Below are 22,782 nucleotides of genomic sequence, written 5' to 3'. Positions count from 1 at the left end.
ACGGACTCTGGCTACTCAAGGCACAGGCATGGAGCGCCAACGCATGCAATGCGAAGAATTCCTGCAGCAATTATGGCTGGATTACGTTCACTTGCACCCCGATCTGGGGTCGCTGGATTTCAAGCCATCGCCGAAAAACGCCGAATATCTGGTCATCGTCACCCTCAACCACGGTCCGTTCAGCGCCGAAGCCTTGCTGCCGACGCTCCGGCACTTCGGCTACCGCTGCGCCGGGCAGTACGCGATGGCCGATCGTGGCGTGCTGATAACGCTGCTCTCGCCCGCCACTCCCGGGCCGTGGCTGGTGCTCGGCGAACTCCAGCCCGGCACCCTGACGCGTGAACCGCGTCGGCAACTGGAAGCACTGGTCAACCAGGCGCAGCATTGCGATACCCGCGGTCAGAACCTGCTGTGCCGCGGCCGCCCTTGGCCGATGCCCGACTGGACGACGTATCAACAGTTGCGCCAGGCCCACCCGCTGGCCGCCTGGCTGGCGGCGCTGGGCCCACGGCTGCACCATGCCGGCTTCGATTGCGACAGCCTCGGCCATCCCCTCGAGGCGCTCGACCAGCGATTGCAACAGGCGGGCCTGATCCGCTCCAGCGATCGTCAATCAGGGGTCTTCCCGGTGTCGGCATTGCTCGATTATCGCTTCTATCCCGCCTGCACCCGTCGCCTGGCCTTCGCCGACGGCGACGAACATCGCATCGCGCTGGGCGGCATCGCCATGGTCCAGAAGCGCCTGAGCAACAACCATGAGCGTGCCGCCGAATTGCTGCTGCCCGAACATACCCGCTGTGCGATCGCCTGAAACGGCTCAGTCGGCCCGATCGGGGTAGATATGCCTGCCGGCCGCGCCGAGCGCCGCCCGCCCACGCCGCTCGGCGGGGTCCATCTGCTGCTCGGCCAATGCCTCGCCCCCGGTCGGCGCCTCGTTGAAAGCGGCGTTTTCGTAGTCATGATGGCTGAAGTCGAGTTCCAGCTGATGCGGCTCGTGGCGGGGATCGAGCTCGCTATGATAGTGCGGCGTCTCCAGAATCGGCATGGGCGCATAGGGCTCCTGGGCGATCGGCTCTTCGGTGACGCTCGGCGCATTGTACAGGCGCACCATCACGAATATCGCCAGCGCCAGCGCGGCGGCGCCGAGGAACAGCCACAGTCCTTCCGGCCCCAGCACCTGCATGACCAGCGAGGCGCTGAACGGACCGATGATCGAACCGATGCCATACCAGATCATCAGCTTGGCGTTGGCGGCGATGATTTCGGAAGGCCCGAGCCAGTCGTTGGTGTGCGCCAGGCTCAGCGAGTACAGCGTGAGCAGCATCGCCGTATGCAGGCAGGCCACGATCAGCAGCGCCAGATAGCTGTAGTTGGCAGCCAACGAGATGAAGGCCCCGGTCACCGCCATCACCGCGGCCATGCACAGGATTACCTTGCGCCGGTCGAGACGATCGGAAATCCGCCCCAATGACCATTGCGCAACCAGCGCGACCAGCGTGGTGGTGGCCATGAACTGGGCGGTCTGGCTCGTTGACAGCCCGATCTCCTGACCGAAGAACGGCGTCATGGCGAAGTATGCCTGAGCCATCAGGCCCGCGGTGAAAGCCCCCACCAGCCCCACCGGGGCCCGCTTGTACAGCTCCTTGAGCCTGATCTTGTGGGCCACGTCATGGCTCGACTGCGAAGGCCCGTGGATACGATGGATCGACAACGGCACCAGCGACAGCGCGAACAGCATGCCGGCCACCGAGAACAGCACGTAGGAAGCCGGGTCGGCGATGTTGAGCATCCACTGCCCCCCCGCCAGCGACAGGGTCGAGATCACCAAGTACCAGCCCAGCACCTTGCCGCGGTTCTCGTTGTTCGATTCGCCCGAAACCCACGACTCCATCACCATCAGCAGGCCAGCGGTGGCCGCGCCCCCGGCGACCCGCCAGACCAACCAGGCCCAGGGGTTGATCCAGATGCCATGCAGCATTGCGGTAACCGCGAGCATCGCCGCACAGGCGGCGAATACCCGGATGTGCCCCACCGAACGGATGCGTTTTTCGAGAAAGTAGCTACCCAGCACGAAGCCCAGCGAGAAGCTCGACATCAACAGGCCCGCCATTTGCGACGGGAAGCCCTCCAGGGACATGCGCACCCCGAGCAGGGTCATGATCAGTCCGTGGCCGAGCAGGAAGCTTATTTCGCAGACGAAAAGAATCGGCAGGGTTGACGGCAAGCCGCGCAAGGGCGTCACCTCCGGAGCGATGGCGAAAAACGAGACCGCCGGAGCGGGTGAAAACCCGTCCGGCGGCTGGAATGCGCTAGCGATGATAGATTGTAGCCCGCGACCATTACTCCCACCAAGCCCGTCCTATCGGCCGGCGGTTATGCACGGCAACTGTGTAAACCGTGTGGGCAATGGCTGGGCAATCGGCCCCGGGCCTTTAGTGGCGTGCCTTGTTGGATGACATCTGCCTGCGCGACCAGCAACCACGACAACCCCGTCATCCGAAAGGCTCCTTGTCGAGCCGCCGAGCAATCGTGACAATTCTCCGGCAGCCGTTTTCAATGATGGTGTCTTGCGCTGCACAAGCCGTGCCTCCGGGTCGTCACAAGCGCCCGTCATCGCTCGCCGGCCGATCAGGCACCCAGGGCCAACCCCGGCGCGCGCCAATCATAACCATCCCGGACAAGAAAAAGGAGCGGAAAGATGACCACGCCACTCTGGCAGCCTTCCCAGGCGAGCCTCGAAGCCACCCAGATGCATGCGCTGATGCAGCGCATCAACCGCGAGCATGGTCAATCCCTCGCCGATTACGCCGACCTGCATGCGTGGAGCATCGACAACCTCGAGCACTTCTGGCCGCTGGTCTGGGAACTGGGCGGGGTGATCGCCGAGCAGCGCGGCGACAGCGTGCTGGCACGCCCCGATGCCATGCCCGGTGCGCGCTGGTTTCCCGAAGCACGACTCAACTTCGCCGAGAACCTGCTGCGCCGACGCGACGCCAAGCCGGCGTTGATCGCCTGCGACGAGCGCGGCCGCCGCCGCGAGCTGAGCCATGGCCAGCTCTACGAGCGGGTCGCCAGGCTCAGCCAGGCGCTGCGTGACAGCGGCGTCACTCCCGGCGATCGCGTCGCCGGTTTCGTGCCCAACAGCGAGCACGCGATCATCGGCATGCTCGCCACGGCCAGCATCGGTGCGGTGTGGTCGTCCTGCTCGCCGGATTTCGGCTTCAATGGCGTACTCGACCGCTTCGGCCAGATCCAGCCCAAGGTGCTGATCGCCACCGATGGCTACACCTGGAACGGCAAGTCGATCGATACCCGCGATCGCCTCGCCCGGATCAGCCAGGCGATCGATTCGCTCAACCAGGTCGTGGTGTTTCCCTTCCTCCACGACGAACCCGACATCGGGGATATCGACAAGGCCGTCGCCTGGGACGATTATCTCGACAATTCGGCCCGCGAGATCGCCTTCGAGGCGCAACCCTTCGACCACCCGCTGTACATCCTCTACTCCTCCGGCACCACCGGCGCGCCCAAGTGCATCGTCCATTCCGCCGGTGGCAGCCTGCTCCAGCATCTCAAGGAGCAACGCCTGCATACCGACCTCGATGGCGACGACGTGCTGTTCTACTACACCACCTGCGGCTGGATGATGTGGAACTGGCTGGTCTCGGGCCTGGCCTGCGAGGCGACCCTGGTGCTGTTCGACGGCTCCCCGTTCGCGCCGAACCCGCAGGTGCTCTGGGAGATCGCCGCGCGCGAGCGCATCAGCGTGTTCGGCACCAGCGCCAAGTACATCGCCGCCTGCGAGAAGCAGGGCCTGGCGCCCGGGCAGGACCACGACCTGTCGGCGCTGCGCGCGGTGCTCTCCACCGGCTCGGCGCTGGCCCACGAATCGTTCGACTACGTCTACCGCGACATCAAGCGCGAGCTGCTGCTGGCCTCGATCTCCGGCGGCACCGACATCGTCTCGTGCTTCGCGCTGGGCTGTCCGATCCGCCCGGTCTACCGCGGCCAGTTGCAGTGCCGCGGGCTGGGCATGGCGGTCGACGTATTCGATGACGACGGCAATCCGCTGCGCGGCGAGAAAGGCGAGCTGGTGTGCACCCGGCCCTTTCCGTCGATGCCGGTGGGCTTCTGGAACGACCCCGACGGCGAGCGCTACCGCGAGGCGTACTTCTCGACCTTCCCGGGCATCTGGGCGCACGGCGACTACGCCGAGATCACCGCCGAGGACGGCCTGATCATCCATGGCCGCTCCGATGCGGTACTCAATCCCGGCGGCGTGCGCATCGGCACCGCCGAGATCTACCGCCAGGTGGAAAAGGTCGAGGGCGTGCTGGAATCGTTGTGCATCGGCCAGGAATGGCAGGATGACGTGCGCGTGATCCTGTTCGTGCGGCTGAAGGAAGGCGTCACCCTCGACGACGCACTGCGCGACGAGATCAAGCGCACCATCCGCGCCAATACCACACCGCGGCACGTGCCGGCGCGCATCATCCAGGTCGCCGACATTCCCCGCACGCTGTCGGGCAAGATCGTCGAGCTTGCGGTGCGCAATGTCGTGCATGGTCGACCGGTCAAGAATCAGGACGCGCTGGCCAACCCCGAGGCGCTGACGCTGTATAAGGACTTGCCCGAGCTGCAGCACTGAACGGCGACGTCCGTTGGCTGGGCAATATGCCACTCACGCCGGCGCCAAGCATTGGCCAGCGTGAGTGGCGCAAGGCTGGGCAGCTTCTCGCGCTTGCAGTAGCATGACCGCCAAGTCACTGATGGAGAATGGCATGTCGACCCTGAAGGGGCTCGTCAGCCTGCTACTGCTGATTTTCTGCACGCTGTTCTGGGGCGTTCCACTGCTAATCCTGACAACGCTCAAGCTGATCACCCCGACCCGCCGCCTGCGCCTGCACGTGCTCGGCGGGCTCAATCAGGTTGCGCTGGCCTGGCTGGGCACCAACCTGTGGTGGATGCGACGCTGGATTCGTCCGCTCCTCGACATCCACGTTCCCGAGGGGCTGTCTCCTCACCAATGGTGGCTGGTGATCGCCAATCACCGCAGCTGGACCGATATCTTCGTGCTGCAGATGGCGCTGCATCGGCGGATTCCCATGCCGCGCTTCTTCATCAAGCGCGAGCTGATCTGGGTGCCGATCGTCGGCATCGCCTTCTGGGCACTGGAATTCCCCTTCATGCGCCGCTACAAGCGCCACCAGCTGGCCCGCAACCCGGCTCTGGCCGAACGAGACCGGCGGGCTACCAAGCGGCTCTGCGAACACGCCCAGCAGATGCCGGTGGCCATCTACAACTTCGTCGAAGGCACGCGCTTCACGTCCGCCAAGCAACGCGCGCAGGATAGCCCCTATCGCCACCTGCTGCGCCCCAAGGCCGGCGGTAGCGCCCAGGTCATCAACCTGCTAGGTACGCGACTCAACGGGGTCCTCGACGTGACCCTGAGCTATGCCCGGAAGCGCCCCAACTTCTGGGACTTTCTCTGCGGTCGCGAAGGACCGATGACGCTTTACGCCCGTCATATCGAGTTGCCGACATGGATGCTCGGTGGCGATTACCATCAGGACCCGCACTACAAGGAACGCTTTCAGCAATGGCTCAACGCTCTGTGGCAGGAAAAGGACGCCAGACTCGACTCGCTGCGCTGATCCTGCTTCTGCTTGTGCTGAGCGCGGGGGGCCGCTCGCCGGTAACTGGGTGAGCATTCGCCCCGGCGATACGCTCGGCGAACTGGCGCGCCGCGCCGATGTCCCGCTGTTGCGCCTGCAACGCTTCAATCCCGGCGTCAAGGCCCGCCAGTTGCGGGTCGGCCAGCGCATCCTGATCCCCACGCAACGCGAGCGCGCCCCGGGTGGCGGGCCGTATCGCTATCAGATACGGCCCGGCGATACGTATACCGAAGTGGCGCGGCTTTTCGACACGACAGCGGCGCGCATTCAGGCCGCCAACCCACGACTGTCCCCTGGCCAGCTCAGGGTTGGCCAACTCATCAAGGTTCCCCTGTCGGGCCCGTCCGCCGGGAGCACCGCCAGTCGCCCCCGGCCCGCGAAACCCGCCTCGACCCGCACCGCCAGCCTGCCCGACCCCGGCCCGTTGCCCAAGCAGCAAAAGAACTGGCCCTGGCCGCTCGACGATTATCGCCTGGTGCGCGGTTTCGGACCCGATTCGCGCGGCACCCTTCAGCCCATGCTGCTGGCCACCCAGCAGGGCAAGCAGGCGCAGGCGGTCGCCGATGGCGAGGTCAGCTTCGCCAACTCCATGCGCCAGCTCGGCCGGGTGGTGATCGTACATCACCCCGGCAATCTGCAGAGCGTCTACGCCCTGTGCGGCGAACTCAAGGTCAAGGAAGGCCAGTCGGTCAAGGCCGGCACGCCGCTGTGCACGGTCAGCCGCAACGCCACCACCGGCCGCTACGATCTGCTGTTCGACGTGCGTTACGGCGGCAAGCCCATCGACCCTCGCAAGGTGCTGCGCTGAGCCGCGTCACTGACTCTTAACGCCCTTGTCGCACGGCTGTCATTGCCGTTTGCGATGCTGACGACGTTCAGCACGACGAGGGATACCGCATGCGCCTCGCCATGGTCAGCGAAACCTGGGCCCCCGACATCAATGGGGTCGCTCATACACTCCATCAACTCAGCCAGGCACTGATCCAGCGCGGTGTGACGCTGCAACTGATCCGCCCCCGCCCCTTCCAACCCGGCAATGCGGCGGGCATGGAGCACGAGCTGCAGGTCACCGGATTTCGCGCCCCGACCTACCCCGACGTGCGCCTCGGCATGCCGGCGCGCAAGGCGCTGACCCGGCTGTGGCGAGAAGCCCCTCCCGACGCCATTTATATCGCCACCGAAGGCCCGCTGGGCTGGGCGGCACTCAACCTCGCCAGGCGGCTGGGCATCCCCGCCGTCAGCGGCTTTCACACCAACTTCGATCACTACGCCGGCGACTATGGCCTGTGCTGGCTCGAAGCGCCGATACGCGCCACGCTGCGCTATTTTCACAACCGCAGCCAGGCCACGCTGGTGCCGACCGGTGGCGTTGCATGTCGGCCGGATCGCCCAGGAAAAGAACCTCGATCTGCTGGTCGAGACCTTCACGGCGATGCAGGCCGTGCAGCCCGATCTTCAACCGCTGGTGGTCGGCGATGGGCCTCAGCGGGCAGCACTTGAGAAGCGCCTGCCCGGCACAATCTTCACCGGTTTCATCGACAACGAGTCGCTGGCTCGCCATTACGCCAGCGCCGATCTGTTCGTCTTCCCCTCGCGCTCGGAGACCTACGGCAACGTGGTCGCCGAAGCCATGGCCAGCGGCCTGGGCATCGTAGCCTTCGATTACGCGGCCGCCGCCATGCTGATCGACCACGATCGCAATGGCCTCAAGGCCGACTTCCACGATAGCGCCGCCTTCGTCGCCCATGCCGCGGCGCTGTGTCGCAATTCCGCCCAGACCGCGTGGCTGGGACGCGCCGCTCGCCAACGGGTCGAGCGGCAGGCCTGGTCACGGGTTGCCGATGACTTTCTCGCCACCCTGCTACAGGTTCAGGAGACGGCACATGGAAAACCGTACTCTGCAGGCATTTGAACGACTCGATCTGCTCGAATGGCAGACTTGCCACCGCCTGGCCGGCTATAGCCGCCACTGGCCGCTGCTGCTGACGATGCGCATCGCCAGCCGACTGGGCGACTGGCCGATCTGGGCCGTGCTGATCGCCTCTCAGGCGCTGCTCCACGGTATCCGCGGTTGGTGGCTAACCCTGCAATTCGCGCTGACCGCCGGCGTCGCGGCGCTGATCTATCGGCTGGTCAAGACCCGGCTGTGTCGCGAAAGACCGTTTATCACCTTCAAGCAGATCGCCTGCACCATGCCGCCGATGGATAGATACAGCTTCCCCAGCGGGCATACCATGCACGCGGTGGCGTTCACCACGCTGACCGCCGATAGCGCGCCCTGGCTACTCGCGGTGATCGCGCCCTTGGCGGTGCTGATCGCAATGTCGCGGGTGGTGCTGGGGTTGCACTATCTCAGCGATGTCGCGGCCGGCGCCCTGCTCGGCTACCTGATCGCCGAGACCAGCCTGTGGCTGTGGCCGGCGACGCCTCTGTAGACAGGCCCGCTTTCGGCTAGCCAACGCCGAATGCGCGTGACACGCTTAAAGCATGCCGTTCATCGCCACGTCAGGCTGGGAAGTCTTGCTATCCCGGCCTCCGCTACTGCTTTATCGCCACTGCCTGGATGCCGAGCGGGCCGATGCCCTGCTGGCACGCCTCGAGCGCGAGCTTGAGTGGCAGCGCCCCGAGCTGACGCTCTACGGGCGGCGCCGTCCCATACCGCGCAGCCAGGTGTGGATGGGCGATCCCGAGGCCAGCTACCGCTATTCACAGCGGGATTTCCAACCCGAGGCCTGGCATCCGGCGGTGCGCGAGCTGGGCGATCGCGTCCAGTCGCGGGTCGCCGAACACGACCCCGACGTGCGCTTCAACAGCGTGCTGATCAACCGCTACGCCAGCGGTGACGAGCGCATGGGCTGGCACAGCGACGACGAACCCGAACTCGGCTCAGCGCCGCTGGTCGCCGCGCTGAGCCTGGGCGCCGAACGGCCGCTGCGCTTTCGCCATCGCCATGAACCGCGCCAGGCCTTCAATGTCTGGCTTCCCCACGCCAGCCTGCTGCTCATGGGGCGCGGCTGTCAGCGCGTTCTCCAGCATGCGCTGCTGCCGCGGGCGATTCCCGGGGTCCGTCTCAGCCTGACCTTTCGTCAGGTACATGGACCCGGCACCCCGCCGTCGACTTGAACGACTGGAAAAAAAAGGCCACCCGATTGGGGGGCCTTTGAACAAGATAACGGTATAAGAAGTCTACTATAACGCCTTTCAGCCGCGATGATAGCCCGGCGTGACGAAGGGCATCTTGCTGATCGTCATCGCCAGGCGCTTGCCGCGCACTTCGGCATAGACCACGTTATCGATCTCGGCGGATTCGCTGGCGACATAGCCCATCGCCACCGGCCTGCCCAGCGTCGGGCCGAAACCGCCCGAGGTCACTTGACCGATCGAGTGGCCATCGGCGTCGAACAGCTCCGCACCCTCGCGGACCGGTGCCCGCCCTTCACCGAGCAGGCCGACACGCTTGCGCCGGTGATCGCGGGCCTGCAATTGATGCAGAATCACGTCCGCGCCCAGAAAGCCCGCCTCGCGCTCGCCGCCGATACGCCGGGGCTTGCCGACCGCCCAGATCAGGTTGGCCTCGATCGGCGTGGTGGTCTGATCGATATCGTGGCCGTACAGACACAGCCCCGCCTCGAGGCGCAGCGAGTCGCGCGCGCCCAGGCCGATCACCTCGACCTCGGGTTGCGCCAGCAACATCCGCGCCAGACGCTCGGCGTCCTCGGTGGGCACCGAGATTTCGAAGCCGTCCTCGCCGGTATAGCCACTGCGGCTGATCCATACCGGGATGGCGTCGATCGCGAAACGCTCGTGCTGCACAGTCAAAAAGCCGCGGGGCAAAGCCTGCGCATCACGGCGGCGGCCTGCGGCCCCTGAAGGGCGAGCAGGCCGCGGTCGAGCTCCTCGATCCGATAGTCGCCACCCAGGCCGGTGCGCAGGTGGGCGATGTCCTGGGCCTTGCAGGCGGCGTTGACCACCAGGTAAAGCTGGCCGTCGCCGGCGTTGACCACCATCAGGTCGTCGAGGATGCCGCCCCCGGTCCCCGTGAACAGCGCATAGCGCTGAGTGCCTTGTGCCAGCCCGACGATATCCGCACAGACCAGGCTCTCCAGGGCCTGCGCCGGATGCGGCCCGTGCACCACAACCTGACCCATGTGCGACACATCGAACAGCCCACAGGCCGCGCGGGTGTGCTCGTGCTCCTTCTTGACCCCCAAGGGATATTGCACCGGCATCCGGTAGCCGGCGAATTCCACCATCTTGCCACCCAGTTCGAGGTGCAGGTCGTATAGCGGGGTCGTGCGCAGATCGGTCATGATTGCTCCAGGGTCAGGTTGTTGGGCGGTCTCAGCGACCGAGGTCTTCGCCGGGCAGCACCGTCTTGCCGGCAAAGTAGTCCCGCGACAGCTTGAAGACCACCGGAGACAGCAGCGCCAGAGCGATCAGGTTGGGTATCGCCATCAGCGCGTTGAAGACACTCGCCATCAGCCACACGAACTCGAGCGGGGCGACGGCGCCGGCGAAAATCGCCAGAATGTAGATCACCCGATAGACCTTGATCGAGGCGACGCCGAACAGGTATTCACAGCATTTCTCGCCATAGAAGGCCCAGCCGAGGATAGTCGTGAAGGCGAACACCGCCAGCGCGAAGGACACCACGTATTGGCCGACCCCCGGCAGCGAGCCGTCGAACGCGATGCCCGTCAGCGCGGCGCCGGTCTCGCCGGAAGTCCACTCGGCGCTGGTCAGGATCGCCAGCGCCGTCACCGAACACACCACGATGGTATCGATGAAGGTGCCGAGCATCGCCACCAGGCCCTGGCGAACCGGATTCTTGGTCTGCGCCGCGGCATGGGCGATCGGCGCGCTGCCGAGCCCCGCCTCGTTGGAGAATACTCCCCGCGCCACGCCATACTGGATCGCCTTGGCCACCGCGGCGCCGGCAAAGCCACCGGCAGCGGACACCGGCGTGAAGGCATACTTGAAGATCAGCCCCAGCGCCGCGCCAATCTGATCGGCGTTGATGATCACCACCAGCAGGCCACAGACGATATAGGCGATGGCCATGATCGGTACCAGCTTGCCGGCGACCTTGGCGATGCGCTTGATGCCGCCGAGGATCACCGCGCCGGCCAGCACCATGATCACTACCCCGGTCAGCCAGTGCGGCATGCCCAGCGATTCGCTGAGGCCATCGGCAACCGAGTTCGACTGCACGGTGTTACCGATACCGAAGGCCGCCACCGCGCCGAAAAATGCAAACAGCCCGCCCAGCCAGGCCCACTTTCTGCCCAGGCCATTGCGGATGTAGTACATCGGGCCGCCGACATGATCGCCCGCCTCGTCGACCTCGCGATAGCGCACCGCCAGGACCGCCTCGGAGAACTTGGTGGCCATGCCCACCAGGGCGGTGATCCACATCCAGAACACCGCGCCCGGGCCACCCAGGAAGATCGCGGTGGCCACGCCGGCGATATTGCCGGTGCCGATGGTCGCCGACAGCGAGGTCATCAAGGCGTTGAAGGGCGAGACCTCCCCCTCCTTCTCGTCGCCCTCGGCGGTGGTCCGCCCCTGCCAGAGCAGCTTGAAGCCCGTCCCCAGCTTGCGAAGGGGCATGATCTTCAGGCCCAACTGCAGATAGAGGCCTACCCCCAGCAGCAGGACCAGCATCAAAGGCCCCCATACCACGCCCTCGACGGCTGAAAAAAAGTTGGTCAATGCATCCACGTCCGTTCTCCCCTAGCGGTTGTTGTCTTGGCAATTATCAAGCCGAGTGTGGGCTCGCGACGAGCGTAAGCAAGCAAGCACCCGGCGGAATTCGCTATTATGACGCCAAATTCAAGTTGGAAAACCCGACTTTCTGCTGGTTTGCATCAATAATACAGAGTCCCACGGAGCAAAGGTGGCACGTGGGATCCGGATAATTGTTTCTTTTAGGAAACGCGACAACATTACCGAGCGTCAGCGCGAATCACAAGGACTCGACTTCACCCGCGTCGCCGTTGCGAGCGCCACGCTCCGAACATGCCCTTTTCACGCTGCGTACGCACCCATGGGGCCTGGATGCGGCAAGGTCTGCTGCACACTGACTGGACTTGCCCGGCAAATCTGCCCACCCTTACTCTGACGGTCAGGTCATAGCCTCTCGGAAGCGTCTTGCCAGGCCCTGCGTTGGCGGCCAAAGGCTCGCCAACCGATGCTTTTCGCGATACGATTCCCCGATAAGAAAACTTCTTTTCGTATAGGAAAACCTCATGAGCAACATTCCCGCAAACCTGCGCTACACCGAAAGCCACGAGTGGGTCCTCGACAATGGCGACGGCACGTTGACCATCGGGATCACCGACCATGCCCAGGAGGCGCTGGGCGACGTGGTCTTCGTCGAGCTGCCCGAAGTGGGGCGCGCGCTCGACAAGGGCGAGGAGTTTGGCGTGATCGAGTCGGTCAAGGCCGCCTCGGATCTGTACGCGCCGCTGGATGGAGAAATCGTCGCCATCAACGAAGCGCTCGAGGACGCGCCGGAAACGGTCAATAGCTCGCCCTACGAGGATGGCTGGCTGCTTACCCTCAAAACCGGCGACAGCGACGCGCTCGATGACTTGCTCGATGACTTGCTCGATGCCGACGCCTATGCCGCCATCGTCGACGCAGAAGCGTGAATTCGACGGGGCGGGCAGCGCGCCCGCCCTTCCATCATTCGTTTGATGACGTCTTTTCCCGGGCCTGACCGCCCCTCTTTCCTTCAGGGTGCTGCATGTCTACAGACAACCGTCGCCTGGCCGAGCTGGTCAGTCATGATGCCTTCGTTCAACGTCACAACGGCCCCGATGCCGACGATGCGCATGCCATGCTCGCCGCGCTCGATGTCGCCGACATGGCCGCGCTGATCGACAAGACCATTCCCGCGGGCATTCGGCTCGACCGCGAACTCGCCCTCGAAGCCCCGCGCGGCGAGGCGGAAGCGCTGGATTACCTGAAGCGCCTGGCCCGCCAGAACAAGGTCTTCAAGACCTACATCGGCCAGGGCTATTACAACACCCACACCCCGGCGGTGATCGTGCGCAACGTGCTCGAGAACCCGGGCTGGTATACCGCCTATACGCCCTACCAGCCGGAGATCGCCCAGGGTCGTCTGGAGGGACTGCTCAATTTCCAGCAGATGGTCATGGATCTCACCGGCATGGACCTGGCCAACGCTTCGCTGCTCGATGAGGCCACCGCCGCCGCCGAGGCCATGGCGCTGTGCCGGCGGGCCAACAGGAAGGTCAAGAGCGAGCGCTTCTTCGTCGCCGACGACGTCTTTGCGCAAACGCTCGACGTGTTGCGCACCCGCGCCACCTACCTGGGCATCGAACTCATCGTCGATCGTGCCGAGGCGGTCGCCGAGCATGAGGTCTTCGGCGCGCTGTTCCAGTATCCCGGCGATGGCGGCCGCGTACACGACCTGGCGACGCTGATCGGTGCCGCCAAGGACAACCAGGCGATGGCCTGCGTGGCCGCCGACCTGATGAGCCTGGCGCTGCTCAAGGAACCCGGCGCGCTGGGCGCCGATATCGTGCTCGGCAACTCGCAGCGCTTCGGCGTGCCGATGGGTTTCGGCGGCCCGCATGCGGCCTTCTTCGCCACCACCGACAAGCACAAGCGCTCGATCCCGGGACGCATCATCGGCGTGTCCAGGGACAGCCGCGGCAATACCGCCCTGCGCATGGCCATGCAGACCCGCGAGCAGCATATCCGCCGCGAGAAGGCGACCTCCAACATCTGCACCGCCCAGGCCCTGCTGGCCAACATCGCCGGCTTCTACGCCGTCTATCACGGCGCCGAGGGCCTGCGCACCATCGCCACGCGCATCCATCGGCTGACCTGTATTCTCGCCGAGGGCCTCGCGCGCAAGGGCGTGAGCCTCGAACACGACAGCTGGTTCGACACCCTGACGCTCACCGGCGTCGATGTCGGCAAGATCCACGGCCGCGCGCTGACTCACGAGATCAACCTGCGCCTGCATGACGACGGCCGGGTCGGCGTCAGCCTCGACGAGACCACCACCCCTGCCGATGTCGCGGTGCTGTTCGACGTGCTGCTCGGCGAGGAGCACGAACTGTCGGTCAGCGCACTCGACGAGGCGCTCGTCGCCGAGGGCCGCGACGGCATTCCGACGGGCTATCACCGCGAGAGCGAATATCTTACGCACCCCAACTTCAATCGCTACCGCAGCGAGACCGAGATGCTGCGCTATCTCAAGCGCCTGGAGAATCGCGACCTGTCGCTGACCCACGCGATGATTCCGCTGGGCTCGTGCACCATGAAGCTCAACGCCACCAGCGAGATGATCCCGATCACCTGGCCGGAGTTCGCTCAGACCCACCCCTTCGCGCCCAACGATCAGACCGTCGGCTACAAGCAGATGATCGATGAACTGGCGGCGTTTCTGGTCGAGATCACCGGTTACGATCACATCTCCATGCAGCCCAACTCCGGCGCCCAGGGCGAATACGCGGGGCTGGTGGCGATCCGCCGCTACCAGGCCGACATCGGCGAGGGCCATCGCGATATCTGCCTGATCCCGAGCTCGGCGCACGGCACCAATCCCGCCTCGGCGGCGATGGCGCAGATGAAAGTGGTGGTGGTCGAGTGCGACGACAGCGGCAACATCGACGTCGTTGACCTGCGCGCCAAGGCCGAACAGCACAGCGACACGCTCTCGGCGATCATGATCACCTACCCCTCCACCCACGGCGTGTTTGAGGAGACGGTGCGCGAGGTGTGCCGGATCGTGCACGAGCATGGCGGCCAGGTATATATCGACGGCGCCAACATGAACGCCCAGGTGGGGCTGTGCCGCCCCGGCGATTTCGGCGGCGATGTCTCGCACCTTAACCTGCACAAGACGTTCTGCATCCCGCACGGCGGCGGCGGCCCGGGCATGGGACCGATCGGCGTCAAGGCGCATCTTGCGCCATTCGTGTCCAACCACGTGGTCACGCCGATCGCCGGGGTGCGCGAGGCGTGCGGCGCGGTCTCGGCGGCGGCCTACGGCAGCGCCTCGATCCTGCCGATCTCGTGGGCCTACATCAAGATGATGGGCGCACGCGGGCTGCGCGAGGCGACCGAGCTGGCGATCCTCAATGCCAACTACATCGCCCGGCGTCTCGCCGAGCACTATCCGGTGCTCTATCGCGGCGCCAACGGCATGGTGGCCCACGAGTGCATCATCGACACTCGCCCGCTCAAGACGAGTTCGGGGATCAGCGAGGAAGACATCGCCAAGCGCCTGATGGACTACGGCTTCCATGCGCCGACCATGTCGTTCCCGGTGCCCGGCACGTTGATGATCGAGCCCACCGAGTCGGAATCGCGCTACGAAATCGAGCGCTTCTGCGAGGCGATGATCGCGATTCGCGAGGAAATAAGACGAGTCGAGGACGGCGAATGGAGCCTCGCGGACAACCCGCTGGTCAATGCCCCGCACACCATGGCCGATCTGCGCGACGCCGAGTGGCCGCATGCCTATTCCCGCGAGCTGGCGGCGTTCCCGTCGCAGGCCACCAAGACCGGAAAAATCTGGCCGGCGGTCAATCGCGTCGACAACGTGTTCGGTGATCGCAACCTGATCTGCTCGTGCCCGAGCATCGACGAATACCGCGACTGACGGCATCTGACTCAACGAACCGGTGCCAGGGCGATGTCAGCGACGCCCTCCCCGTCGCCACCGGAAATAGCGCGCCAGCCAGCCGAGCAGGCGCTCGGGCTTGTGGGCGTTCTTCCACACGCCGGCAGTGCCTTTGACGGCTTCCGAGAGGGTCGGGTAAGGGTGAATCGTGCCGAGCAGCTTGTTGAGCCCGAGGTTGTGCTTCATCGCCAGCGTCAGCTCCGCCAGCCATTCCCCGGCGTTTTCGCCGACCAGGGTGGCGCCGAGGATGCGATCCTTGCCGGGCACGGTGAGGATCTTGACGAAACCGGCGGTGGCGCGCTCGGCGATCGCCCGGTCGCTCTCGGCCATGGCATAGCGGGTGACCTCGTAAGCGATGCCCTGCACCTTGGCCTCGCGCTCGTTGAGCCCCACCCGCGCCACTTCGGGTTGCAGGTAGGTCACCGCGGGCATGATGCGGTAGTCGACCTTGAAGCGCTTGAACTCGCCGAACAGGGCGTTGACGGCGACATGCCAGGCCTGGTGCGCGGCGGCGTGGGTCAACTGATAGGGGCCGGCGACATCGCCGCAGGCCCAGATGTTGGGCAGCTTGGTCTGTAGCTGCTCGTTGACCTCCAGAGTGCCGTTGTCGCGAGTGGCGACCCCCAGCGCTTCCAGCCCGAGCCCGTCGACGTTGGCCTGACGACCGACGCTGACCAGCAGGCGGTCGAAGGGGATACGCGCCTGGCCACCGTCGGCCGCCTCGACGAGGAGCCGGTGCTCGCCGTTCTCGACCGTCACCGCCAGCGCCCGGGTGCCGGTCATGACCTCGAGGCCCTCCTCGGTGAGCAGGCCGGCGACGAATTCGCCGACCTCGTCGTCCTCGCGCCCCAGCAGCTGCTCGGCGCCCTCGACCAGCGTGACCTGGCTGCCCAGGCGGGCGAAGCTCTGGCCGAGCTCGCAGCCGATCGCGCCACCGCCCAGCACCACCAGACGACGCGGCTGCTCGGTCAGCGTCCACAGGTTCTCGGAGGTCAGCACGTCGACCTGCTCGATGCCTGGAATCGGCGGCACCATGGGCGTGGCGCCAGTGGCGATGACGATATGCCGAGCCGTCAGCGGCTGGCCGTCGACATCGACCGTCCACGGCGAACGCAGCCGCGCCGTGCCGCGCTTCACCTCGACGCCCAGCCCGCTATAGCGCTCCTCGCTGTCATGGGGCGCCACCTCCTCGATGACGCGCCGCACGTGATTCATGACCTCGCCGAAGTCGATACGCGAAGGCCCCGCGTGAACGCCCATTCGCTCGGCGTCGCGCACGTTCTGGGCAGCCCGCGCGGCGCGAATCAGCGCCTTGGAGGGCACGCAGCCGGTATTGAGACAGTCGCCTCCCATGGCGTCGCGTTCGACGAGCGCGACCTTGGCTCGCACTGCGCTGGCGATGTAACTGGTCACCAGCCCCGCCGAGCCGCCGCCGATCACCAGAATGTCGTAATCGAAGCGCCGAGGCTTGGTATGTCCCCGGTAACGCTTGCGGCGTTGCAGCCCGTCGACGAGCCTACGCGCGATCAGCGGGAAGACGCCCAACAGGGCGAATGACAGCAGCAACGACGGCGACACGACGCCACCCAGCGATTGCAGTTCGCCGAGTTGCTGGCCGGCGTTCACGTAGACCAGCGTGCCGGGAATCATGCCGATCTGGCTGGCGACATAGAACACCGAGGTACGCAGCCGAGTCAGGCCCATCGCCAGGTTGACGACGAAGAACGGGAAGATCGGTACCAGCCGCAGGCTGAACAGATACAGCGCGCCGTCGCGTTCGACACCGCGGTTGATCGTCTTCAGATGGCGCGAAAAACGACGCTCCACGGTTTCCCTGAACAGCGTACGGGAAACCAGGAAGGCCAAGGTGGCGCCGATCGTGCTGGCGAAGGAGATGATCAAAAACCCCCAGCCCAGGCCGAACAATGCCCCACCCAGCAGCGTCAGCAGCGTAGCACCGGGCAGCGAAAACGCGGCGATCAGCACATAGACGAGGAAGAAGCCGCCGGCGACCAGCCAGGGCGCATCGGCGAACCATTGATCGAACCGCCCTTGCAGCGACTTGATGGACTCGAGCGTCAGGTAATCGTCGAAGCCTCCCGCGAAGAAGGCCATGATCGCCACCAGCACCATGCCCAGAATCACCACGCGATAACGTTTCAATCCATTTCCCCTGTGCCCACGCTGGTCGATGGGTATCGACGTCGCCGGTGACGCGATACCCGCATGCTTCAGTCACTCGGCCAAGCAGCCCGGATGGCGACGCGTTCATATGTTGAGTCGCTACCCGACCAATATCCTTGCAGGCCACCGCCGTCGCCACCATGAAAAAAGCGATACACCGACGCCGGTATATCGCCCACCTTCTCTTGCGCGACCGCTAGTGTCGCACGTTCACATCTCTCAAGTACGCGGATCCTGCCATTCGAGAGGCTTTAACTCGTCGTTGAGCGGCGTGCCGGCGATATGATTGGTGTAGTTGGATAGCGTCTTGAGGCTGACGGCAATCACCAGCTCGAGCAACTGCTGTTTTTCGAAACCGGCCTCCAGAAACGCCTGAATCTCGGCATCCTTGGCCCAGCCCCGTGCCTCGACGAGATGCTTGGCAAAGCGCGACACGGCGTTGAGTCTCGGGTCATCGGGGTTTTGCAGCTCGCGCAGCTTGGCAATGTCGCCCTGCGGCACCTTGGCCGCTTTCGCCCCACCGGTATGAGCGGCCACGCAGAAGCTGCAGCCATTGACGGAACTGATGGCGAGTAGCGCGACCTGCTGCTGCGCCGCCGTCAGACTGGTCCGTGAGTAGATCTCGTCGAGCGTCTGGTAGGCCTCCAGCAGCGCCGGAGCCTCGGCCATCTTGGCGAACAGGTTGGGCAAAAACCCCATCTGTTTTTGCGTGCTTTCCAGGCGTTCCTTGGCTTCCTGGGGCGCGCTGTCGACCGTATGCAGTGTGAAGTCCGTCATGTAACTCTCCTCGTGATGACGTATGTCAGCCACCAGCGTAGCCCCCCCTCGGGCGCAAAGAATGCTACTCCACGTCTCCAATTCATGTCGCAGCGTACACTATCAAGCCAAAATCGCTGCGGAGCACGGCCACGCATGCTTGAGTGATGGGCCTTTTACCTGATAGCGGAAAACACACATGATCCTGGTATTCGATATCAATGAGACGTTGCTCGATACCGCAGCATTGACGCCACTTTTCGAGAAGATGTTTGGCAATGCGGCCGTGCGTGGCGAGTGGTTCCTGACCCTGGAAGGGGCATGGATGACGACCACCCTTTCCGGTCGCTACTTTCCCTTCGGATTGCTCGCGAAAAGTGCCTTGCGGCAAACCGGTTTGCGTCATGGTGTCGACATTAGCGACGACCACCAGCGCCAGCTCATTGACATACTGGTCACCTTGCCACCGCACCCCGATGCAGCGCCTGCCCTCACCAAGCTTCGCACTGCAGGCTATCAATTGACCGCTCTGACCAACGGCACCCTCGACGCCGTGCAGTGTCAGTTGGAAAACGCCGGATTGAGAGACCTTTTCGACGCCGTGCTAAGCGTCGATTCCGTAGAGACCTACAAGCCAAGCCCAATCGCGTACCAATATGTTGCCGATCACTGGCAGGTATCACCGCGTGAGCTGGTCATGATCGCGGCTCATGGCTGGGACCTTATCGGCGCCGCCAGCGCGGGATATAGGACCGGGTTCATCGCTCGCCCCGGAAAAGTAATCGACACACAACTCTTCGAGCCGGACTGGCAAGCCGATTCACTCACGACGCTGAGCCAGCAACTGATGGCAGACGTTAAAACGTAAAGCCGTGACTGAAAGAGTGAAGCGACATGTAAGGTGTAGAGTCACCACACGACTGAACGAGAACACTCCCTCAATTCTTGTCTATTCCCTGGAGACGACAATGATCGACGTCATGGTAGCGTATCCCAACCAGAATGATCTTACCTTCGATGATCAGTACTACCTGGAAAAACATGTTCCTCTTGTCGAGGAAAAACTAGGCGAACACGTCCTGCGTTATGCGAGAATTCATCGCGGTACCGATGCCGCGTCTCCCTACCACTTGATGGCTCATCTGGGATTCGATTCGGCGGAGGCTTTCGAGTCGGCTTTTGACGCCGTGGGGCAGCAGCTCATGGACGACGTTCCCCACTTCACCAATGTGGAACCGGTGTTGCAGGTCAGCGAGGTGGTCACTCCGTAGCGTGCGTTTTAAGACGTGAGGGCGGCTCGCCCCTGATCCGCTTGTAGGCCTTGCGAAAGGTGGATTCCGAGCGATAGCCGCTGGCCAGCATGGCTCCCACGATGCTCTCGCCGTTGGCGAGGGCCTGGTCCGCCAATATCATGCGCAGCCGTCCTTGATAGCGCACCACGGTCATCCCCACGACGCGATGGAAACGTTCACTGAAACTCGAACGGGAAAGCCCCACGGCACGGGCCAGTTCGTGCAGCGTCCAGTCGCGTCTCGGATCTTCATGCAACAACTTGAGTGCACGGCTAATAGGGGCGTCCAGAAACGCCATCAGGTGACGGTGATCGAGCAGCTGCGTCTCCAGACAGTGGCGCAGCATCAGGATCAACAGGGCATTGGCCAAGGCATTCGTCACCGGGGCGTGTCCGGGCGCATTGCCGTTGGACAACTCCTGGGCAAAGGCCTCGACCGCATGTTGAAACGTTTGCCCACGCGCCTGCCGGGGAATACGCACGATACGCGGCAACGCGCCGAACCAGGCCGGGGGGACGTCATGCACGAAGCGAAAATGGCCGCAGATCAATCCCACGCCCGGTCGTGAACTGCGTAGCGTTACCACCTGCGTCGGCGTATCGGCGGGCACGCCCTGGGGTGTAAGTTGGTGCGGCGTATCACCGGGAAAGAACGCCAAGTCGCCGGCCTGCAAATGCTCCTCGCCCCCGTCATGCCAGGCAAGACGACACTGCCCCTCGGTCACCAGATGAAAGCTCGGGGCGACGGCATGTTCATGCGACAGCAGCCAATCGCCGCATTGCTTGGCGACATGGTAAAAATCACTCCCCATGAAGATGGGTTTCAGGAGTGCCGTCAGTGGATCCCGGGCAACGTCTTCTCGTGTTTCGCGGTGTGTCATCGAGAATCGCCACCCAGATCGAAGGGCGTTGTCGGGGTCTGATGTTCCAGGACGCGTCCTGCATCGTGCATCAATTGAAACTGCTTATTGCATTGCTTGCAGGCCCCGCACATGGCCAGGTGAAATTTCAGCGCCATTTTTTCCTGAATGCCCAACGGCACATCCAAACGCTTCGACATCAGCCGCGTGGCCTCTCGGCACATCAGCATTTTCATGAGTCGGCCTCCGCCAGCCAGCCCTTTTCCAGACACGCGCGCAACAACAGGCGGCCGCGATGCAGGACGACCCAGCAGTTGTTTTCCTGGATACCGACCTCTTCGCAAATCTGACGCGTGGAGAGCCCCATGAGTTCGCGCAGCGTGAAGACCCTGGCAATATTATCGGGCAGCGCGATCATGCAGCTATCGAACACCTGCCAGAACCGCTCGCTGGCAAGCGTGCTCTCGGGATCGCCCCAGGACCTGGGGCGCGCCATTCTCGTCCACCTGCCGGTGTCCTGAAATTGCCGTTCGATGGCCTCCTCGACGCCGTCATCGTCCCAGGACTGCCATTGTCCCCGGCGCTTCTGGGCACGCAGTGCATCGAGAATCTTGTGTTTCAGAATCCCAAAGACCCAGGTCTCGTAACCGGATTTTCCTTCGAAACTGTCATTTTTCTCGACGGCGGTGATCAGAGCCTCCTGCACGACATCGTCTGCCTCGGAGGCATCGCGCAATTGCAGACGCGCGAAAGCCAGTAGCCGCGGCCGTACCGCCGCCAGGCGACGTTGACGCTCGCCGAGAGATCCCGCGTCAGATGACGAATCGGGTCTTGCTGCCATGATGCGCTTCCCCTTCGATGAGCATCGCCCATCATGGCAATAAAACGTGTCATCCACCATCCGCCCAAACCCGCATCGATACCCTAGCGTCCAGCATGCGCCAGCGTTCGAGATCGCGTGGCGTGTCGACATCCCGTGTCAGCATGACGCTATCTCTGCTCTGATTCACCCCGGACAATCCGGGGGCGCCGGCGAGTCGGAGAAGCCGACGCCGTAATACCAGGCGGTGGCGTCGCCGCCCGCGTTGTCGCCATCGCTCATCAGCGCCACGCCGTCGATCGTGTTCGCGGCATCGCCGAACAGCGTCTTGAAATCGGCGCTCACGTCGCGCACTTCCGCCCGCCACTCGCCGAGCGGCGAGCGTTTTCCCTGAAGGGCCAGCAGCATCGCCCGGTCGGTGAAGGCATTCGGCCAGCGTGCCCCGGCGGCCTGATTGGAGGACCATACGTAGTTCACCGATTGCACCTGCCACGGCAGCAGCCCCGTCTTGCGCGCCACGTAGAGCCGGCCGGGGTAGTCGTCACCGGCCCGGGTACGCTCGTCGAGCCCCGCATAACGGGCATTCACCTTCCAGCACCAGCGCAGGTAAGGGGTCTCGCTCAGGTCGATCTCGCGCTCCAGGTACTTGGCGGAGGCCTGGCCCCGCGCGTTTGCCTCGAGCACCTCGACGCCGCCGTCGCGAACCACCGCGTAACGCGTCTGCCCCTCGAAGGAGCGCGTCGACCAGGACACCATGTCCCGGGCGGAGAAATCGATTTCAGCGGCCACGGCGCTTGTCGAGAGCGTCATGCTCCCCAGGACAAGCGCCCGAAAAACCCAGTGATACGTCATCATGTGCGTCCCTCCTGGTCGATACGTCCCATTGCGACACCTCATTCGGTCAACCTCACGATACGCCCGTCGGCCGCCCGGGCGTCGGCCTCGTCGTGGGTCACCATCAGCGTGGGGAGCCGGTGATCGCGCACGCGCTCGAAGACCCAGTGACGAATCTCGCCGCGCCGCTCGGCGTCCAGCTTGGAGAACGGCTCGTCGAGCAGGATCGCGCGCGGCTGCGACAACAGCACCCGCAACAGCGCGACCCGCGCCTTCTGCCCGCCGGACAGCGTCGCCGGGTCGCGCCCTGCGAACGCCTCCAGACCCACCGACAACAAGGCCTCATGAATGCGCTCACGGCGTTGCCGACGCGTGCCTTCGCGCGCCATGCCGAAGGCCAGGTTGCCCCCGACGTCGAGATGCGGAAACAGCAGCGGATCCTGAAACAGCACCCCCACACGACGCCGCTCGGCGGGCAGCGTATCGATGCGTGTCTCATCGAGCATCACGCGTCCCCGCGCCTGGAAGGCCGGGTTCAGGAATCCCGCGATGAACGCCAGCAAGGTGGACTTGCCCACACCGGAGGGCCCCATGACGGTCAGCACCTCACCGGGGGCGACCGTGGTGTCCAGACTCAGCAGGCGCTGCTGGCCCTGTTCGATGACGATGTCGTCGAGCATCAATGACGCCATGGCATG

General features: G+C 64.3%; 21 protein-coding genes and 1 pseudogene. 12 read left to right on the top strand and 10 right to left on the bottom strand.

All coding sequences use genetic code 11. The features are described 5' to 3' along the window. The first annotated feature begins 43 nt into the window (after nucleotides 1-43). On the top strand, nucleotides 44-811 hold the full coding sequence (locus tag HALZIN_RS0106610) for a VOC family protein (RefSeq protein WP_031383441.1): 768 nt from the start codon (nucleotides 44-46) through the stop codon (nucleotides 809-811). A gap of 6 nt (nucleotides 812-817) precedes the next feature. On the opposite strand, the gene HALZIN_RS0106605 is transcribed toward HALZIN_RS0106610, so the two are convergent. Next, nucleotides 818-2,233 (bottom strand): MFS transporter, encoded by a 1,416-nt coding sequence (locus HALZIN_RS0106605; RefSeq protein ID WP_084173409.1) that lies wholly within the window; start codon nucleotides 2,231-2,233, stop codon nucleotides 818-820. A gap of 465 nt (nucleotides 2,234-2,698) precedes the next feature. On the opposite strand from HALZIN_RS0106605, the gene HALZIN_RS0106600 reads away from it, so the two are divergent. The 7 genes from HALZIN_RS0106600 to HALZIN_RS0106575 all read left to right on the top strand — a co-directional run bounded on the left by HALZIN_RS0106600 (nucleotide 2,699) and on the right by HALZIN_RS0106575 (nucleotide 8,798). Beyond that, entirely contained in the window at nucleotides 2,699-4,648 is a 1,950-nt protein-coding gene (locus HALZIN_RS0106600; RefSeq protein ID WP_031383439.1) for an acetoacetate--CoA ligase, read from the top strand. Between the two features lie 133 nt (nucleotides 4,649-4,781). After that, nucleotides 4,782-5,654, top strand: coding sequence for an acetyltransferase (locus tag HALZIN_RS0106595; protein WP_031383438.1), 873 nt, complete (start codon nucleotides 4,782-4,784; stop codon nucleotides 5,652-5,654). Nucleotides 5,655-5,703: 49 nt separating this feature from the next. Next, a complete protein-coding gene (locus HALZIN_RS0106590; protein ID WP_031383437.1) occupies nucleotides 5,704-6,483 on the top strand; it encodes a LysM peptidoglycan-binding domain-containing protein in 780 nt (259 codons plus the stop codon). A gap of 89 nt (nucleotides 6,484-6,572) precedes the next feature. Next, complete coding sequence (locus HALZIN_RS18350; protein WP_236254968.1) at nucleotides 6,573-7,175, top strand: glycosyltransferase; 603 nt, start codon at nucleotides 6,573-6,575, stop codon at nucleotides 7,173-7,175. Next, the gene (locus HALZIN_RS18345) at nucleotides 7,060-7,587 is read left to right on the top strand and encodes a glycosyltransferase (RefSeq protein WP_236255009.1); all 528 of its coding nucleotides are present in this window, start codon (nucleotides 7,060-7,062) and stop codon (nucleotides 7,585-7,587) included. Before HALZIN_RS18350 ends, HALZIN_RS18345 begins: the two co-directional genes overlap by 116 nt. After that, on the top strand, nucleotides 7,559-8,110 hold the full coding sequence (locus HALZIN_RS0106580) for a phosphatase PAP2 family protein (RefSeq protein WP_031383436.1): 552 nt from the start codon (nucleotides 7,559-7,561) through the stop codon (nucleotides 8,108-8,110). Before HALZIN_RS18345 ends, HALZIN_RS0106580 begins: the two co-directional genes overlap by 29 nt. 52 nt (nucleotides 8,111-8,162) lie before the next feature. Beyond that, the gene (locus HALZIN_RS0106575; RefSeq protein WP_031383435.1) at nucleotides 8,163-8,798 is read left to right on the top strand and encodes an alpha-ketoglutarate-dependent dioxygenase AlkB family protein; all 636 of its coding nucleotides are present in this window, start codon (nucleotides 8,163-8,165) and stop codon (nucleotides 8,796-8,798) included. A 78-nt stretch (nucleotides 8,799-8,876) separates the two neighbouring features. Here HALZIN_RS0106575 and gcvT read toward each other — a convergent pair. Both gcvT and HALZIN_RS0106565 read right to left on the bottom strand, forming a co-directional pair. Continuing rightward, nucleotides 8,877-9,985, bottom strand: a pseudogene (gene gcvT / locus HALZIN_RS16780) (glycine cleavage system aminomethyltransferase GcvT). A gap of 31 nt (nucleotides 9,986-10,016) precedes the next feature. After that, nucleotides 10,017-11,396 carry an alanine/glycine:cation symporter family protein gene (locus tag HALZIN_RS0106565; protein ID WP_031383434.1) on the bottom strand — a complete coding sequence of 460 codons (1,380 nt, stop codon included), beginning with the start codon at nucleotides 11,394-11,396 and terminating at the stop codon, nucleotides 10,017-10,019. A gap of 527 nt (nucleotides 11,397-11,923) precedes the next feature. Between HALZIN_RS0106565 and gcvH the strand changes: the two genes are divergently transcribed. Together gcvH and gcvP are read left to right on the top strand one after the other, a co-directional pair. Beyond that, nucleotides 11,924-12,328: a glycine cleavage system protein GcvH gene (gcvH, locus tag HALZIN_RS0106560; protein ID WP_031383433.1), complete on the top strand. Its 405-nt coding sequence runs from the start codon at nucleotides 11,924-11,926 to the stop codon at nucleotides 12,326-12,328. A 95-nt stretch (nucleotides 12,329-12,423) separates the two neighbouring features. Then, nucleotides 12,424-15,318 carry an aminomethyl-transferring glycine dehydrogenase gene (gene gcvP / locus HALZIN_RS0106555; protein ID WP_031383432.1) on the top strand — a complete coding sequence of 965 codons (2,895 nt, stop codon included), beginning with the start codon at nucleotides 12,424-12,426 and terminating at the stop codon, nucleotides 15,316-15,318. 36 nt (nucleotides 15,319-15,354) lie between these two features. Here gcvP and HALZIN_RS0106550 read toward each other — a convergent pair whose 3' ends face one another. Both HALZIN_RS0106550 and HALZIN_RS0106545 read right to left on the bottom strand, forming a co-directional pair. Beyond that, a complete protein-coding gene (locus HALZIN_RS0106550; protein ID WP_031383431.1) occupies nucleotides 15,355-17,502 on the bottom strand; it encodes an FAD-dependent oxidoreductase in 2,148 nt (715 codons plus the stop codon). Between the two features lie 240 nt (nucleotides 17,503-17,742). Beyond that, entirely contained in the window at nucleotides 17,743-18,300 is a 558-nt protein-coding gene (locus HALZIN_RS0106545) for a carboxymuconolactone decarboxylase family protein (RefSeq protein WP_031383430.1), read from the bottom strand. 178 nt (nucleotides 18,301-18,478) lie between these two features. On the opposite strand from HALZIN_RS0106545, the gene HALZIN_RS0106540 reads away from it, so the two are divergent. Beyond that, a complete protein-coding gene (locus tag HALZIN_RS0106540) occupies nucleotides 18,479-19,147 on the top strand; it encodes a haloacid dehalogenase type II (protein ID WP_031383429.1) in 669 nt (222 codons plus the stop codon). A 100-nt stretch (nucleotides 19,148-19,247) separates the two neighbouring features. Next, nucleotides 19,248-19,550, top strand: a complete 303-nt coding sequence (locus HALZIN_RS0106535) for an EthD family reductase (RefSeq protein ID WP_031383428.1) — start codon at nucleotides 19,248-19,250, stop codon at nucleotides 19,548-19,550. On the opposite strand, the gene HALZIN_RS0106530 is transcribed toward HALZIN_RS0106535, so the two are convergent. The 5 genes from HALZIN_RS0106530 to HALZIN_RS0106510 form a co-directional block, all read right to left on the bottom strand. Further along, entirely contained in the window at nucleotides 19,540-20,451 is a 912-nt protein-coding gene (locus HALZIN_RS0106530) for an AraC family transcriptional regulator (protein WP_084173407.1), read from the bottom strand. The two genes, HALZIN_RS0106535 and HALZIN_RS0106530, sit on opposite strands and share 11 nt — an antisense overlap. Continuing rightward, nucleotides 20,448-20,666: a zf-HC2 domain-containing protein gene (locus HALZIN_RS16775; protein ID WP_035575196.1), complete on the bottom strand. Its 219-nt coding sequence runs from the start codon at nucleotides 20,664-20,666 to the stop codon at nucleotides 20,448-20,450. The genes HALZIN_RS0106530 and HALZIN_RS16775 overlap by 4 nt, the downstream gene beginning before the upstream one ends. Beyond that, nucleotides 20,663-21,271 carry a sigma-70 family RNA polymerase sigma factor gene (locus tag HALZIN_RS0106520; protein ID WP_051907417.1) on the bottom strand — a complete coding sequence of 203 codons (609 nt, stop codon included), beginning with the start codon at nucleotides 21,269-21,271 and terminating at the stop codon, nucleotides 20,663-20,665. Before HALZIN_RS0106520 ends, HALZIN_RS16775 begins: the two co-directional genes overlap by 4 nt. 165 nt (nucleotides 21,272-21,436) lie before the next feature. Continuing rightward, a complete protein-coding gene (locus HALZIN_RS0106515; RefSeq protein WP_236254967.1) occupies nucleotides 21,437-22,060 on the bottom strand; it encodes a DUF3047 domain-containing protein in 624 nt (207 codons plus the stop codon). An 83-nt stretch (nucleotides 22,061-22,143) separates the two neighbouring features. Then, complete coding sequence (locus tag HALZIN_RS0106510) at nucleotides 22,144-22,776, bottom strand: ATP-binding cassette domain-containing protein (protein WP_031383424.1); 633 nt, start codon at nucleotides 22,774-22,776, stop codon at nucleotides 22,144-22,146. Nucleotides 22,777-22,782 lie beyond the last annotated feature (6 nt).

The organism is Halomonas zincidurans B6 (genome assembly GCF_000731955.1).
In the GTDB taxonomy this organism is placed as follows: domain Bacteria; phylum Pseudomonadota; class Gammaproteobacteria; order Pseudomonadales; family Halomonadaceae; genus Modicisalibacter; species Modicisalibacter zincidurans.
Note: the sequence above shows the minus strand (reverse complement) of the source record. Positions and strands in the feature narration are given on the sequence as shown.

What these genes read in the sequence shown, in the direction of transcription:
- HALZIN_RS0106520 (WP_051907417.1), bottom strand. Translation starts at nt 21,271, where the DNA reads ATGGCAGCAAGACCCGATTCGTCATCTGACGCGGGATCTCTCGGCGAG.
- HALZIN_RS16775 (WP_035575196.1), bottom strand. Translation starts at nt 20,666, where the DNA reads ATGAAAATGCTGATGTGCCGAGAGGCCACGCGGCTGATGTCGAAGCGT.
- HALZIN_RS0106535 (WP_031383428.1), top strand. Translation starts at nt 19,248, where the DNA reads ATGATCGACGTCATGGTAGCGTATCCCAACCAGAATGATCTTACCTTC.
- HALZIN_RS0106540 (WP_031383429.1), top strand. Translation starts at nt 18,479, where the DNA reads ATGATCCTGGTATTCGATATCAATGAGACGTTGCTCGATACCGCAGCA.
- HALZIN_RS0106530 (WP_084173407.1), bottom strand. Translation starts at nt 20,451, where the DNA reads ATGACACACCGCGAAACACGAGAAGACGTTGCCCGGGATCCACTGACG.
- HALZIN_RS0106580 (WP_031383436.1), top strand. Translation starts at nt 7,559, where the DNA reads ATGGAAAACCGTACTCTGCAGGCATTTGAACGACTCGATCTGCTCGAA.
- HALZIN_RS18350 (WP_236254968.1), top strand. Translation starts at nt 6,573, where the DNA reads ATGCGCCTCGCCATGGTCAGCGAAACCTGGGCCCCCGACATCAATGGG.
- gcvP (WP_031383432.1), top strand. Translation starts at nt 12,424, where the DNA reads ATGTCTACAGACAACCGTCGCCTGGCCGAGCTGGTCAGTCATGATGCC.
- HALZIN_RS0106610 (WP_031383441.1), top strand. Translation starts at nt 44, where the DNA reads ATGCAATGCGAAGAATTCCTGCAGCAATTATGGCTGGATTACGTTCAC.
- HALZIN_RS0106595 (WP_031383438.1), top strand. Translation starts at nt 4,782, where the DNA reads ATGTCGACCCTGAAGGGGCTCGTCAGCCTGCTACTGCTGATTTTCTGC.
- HALZIN_RS0106600 (WP_031383439.1), top strand. Translation starts at nt 2,699, where the DNA reads ATGACCACGCCACTCTGGCAGCCTTCCCAGGCGAGCCTCGAAGCCACC.
- HALZIN_RS0106515 (WP_236254967.1), bottom strand. Translation starts at nt 22,060, where the DNA reads ATGACGCTCTCGACAAGCGCCGTGGCCGCTGAAATCGATTTCTCCGCC.
- HALZIN_RS0106545 (WP_031383430.1), bottom strand. Translation starts at nt 18,300, where the DNA reads ATGACGGACTTCACACTGCATACGGTCGACAGCGCGCCCCAGGAAGCC.
- gcvH (WP_031383433.1), top strand. Translation starts at nt 11,924, where the DNA reads ATGAGCAACATTCCCGCAAACCTGCGCTACACCGAAAGCCACGAGTGG.
- HALZIN_RS0106510 (WP_031383424.1), bottom strand. Translation starts at nt 22,776, where the DNA reads ATGGCGTCATTGATGCTCGACGACATCGTCATCGAACAGGGCCAGCAG.
- HALZIN_RS0106575 (WP_031383435.1), top strand. Translation starts at nt 8,163, where the DNA reads ATGCCGTTCATCGCCACGTCAGGCTGGGAAGTCTTGCTATCCCGGCCT.